Below are 1,202 nucleotides of genomic sequence, written 5' to 3'. Positions count from 1 at the left end.
CGTAAGCTTCCCCGTCAAGCACACAATGCAAAAGTAGAACTTTCCTCGTATTGCTGGCGGACCTCGGCGGGCGTCATATCGCCGAGGGAATCGTGGGGTCGTTGCTCGTTGTATTCGATCATCCACCACCATGCGGCCTCGCGGACGTCCTCGAGGCGCCTAAACAGGTACTGGTCGAGCACTTCTTCGCGGAACGTGCGGTTGAACCGCTCGATGTAGGCGTTCTGGTTGGGCTGGCCGGGCTGGATGTACTGGATCGCCATGCCCTGGTCCTTGGCCCATTCGGTGAAGGCTTCGCCCAGGAACTCCGGCCCGTTGTCCGTCCGCAGCACCTGCGGCAGACCACGCTCGCGCCGAAGCCGCTGGAAAATGCGGACCAGGCGCAGCGACGAGATCGAGGTATCGACCTCGATGTGCAGCGCCTCGCGGTTGAAGTCATCCTCGACATTGAAGGTCCGGAATCGCCGGCCGCAGGCCAGCGCATCGGACATGAAGTCCGCGGACCACACCGAATCCGGCGTCCGCGGCACGTAGAGCGGCGCGCGCTCACGTTTGGGGAGGCGGCGCCTGGCGGCGCGGCGGCGATTCAATCCCATGGCCTTGTAAACCCGATAGATCCGCTTGTGGTTCCATTCCGGCCGGCGCCGCCTCAGCAGCTTCCGGCACTTCCAGAAGCCCCGGGCCGGCCGGTCTTTGACCAGCTCGGCCAGCGCCGAGATGATCTCCGCGTCGCGGACCGTCCAGTCAAGCGGCGGCCGGTACCACGCCGCGCGGGATAGCCCGACCATGTCGCAGGACCGGCGCAGCGGCCGCTGGTGCTCCTCCAGAAGGAAGCGCACCGCCTCGCGCTTCTGCGCCGGCCCTACAGTTTTTTTGCGATCAGGTCCTTCATCGCGGCGATATCCAGGGCTTGCTCGGCGTACATCCGCTTGAGCTTGGCGTTCTCGGCCTCCAGCTCCTTCACGCGCCGCAGCTCGGACGCCTCCATGCCGCCATACTTCGACTTCCACTGGTAGTAGGTCGCCGAGCTGATCCCGGCCTGGCGGCACAGGTCCTTGATCGGCACCCCGGCGTCGCCCTGCTTGAGCACGGCAATGATCTGGGTCTCGGTGAACTTCGACTTCTTCATGCAAACCTCCTGGCTGGGAAAAGATGCCAGAAAGTTCTACTTATTGGGTGTCTACCGACCGGGGAAGCTTACG

General features: G+C 64.1%; 1 protein-coding gene. It reads right to left on the bottom strand.

What is annotated here, in order from left to right:
• Positions 1-14 precede the first annotated feature (14 nt).
• Positions 15-1,129 (bottom strand): IS3 family transposase gene (locus tag F0415_RS12525; protein WP_188310389.1). Its coding sequence is split into 2 segments (ribosomal slippage): positions 15-877 and positions 877-1,129, totalling 1,116 coding nucleotides; the frame shifts between segments, so codons are not numbered across the junction.
• Positions 1,130-1,202 lie beyond the last annotated feature (73 nt).

This window comes from Arenimonas fontis, from assembly GCF_008386465.1.
GTDB lineage: Bacteria > Pseudomonadota > Gammaproteobacteria > Xanthomonadales > Xanthomonadaceae > Arenimonas > Arenimonas fontis.
The sequence above is the reverse complement of the archived record's forward strand: the minus strand, read 5'-3'. Positions and strand labels throughout refer to the sequence as shown.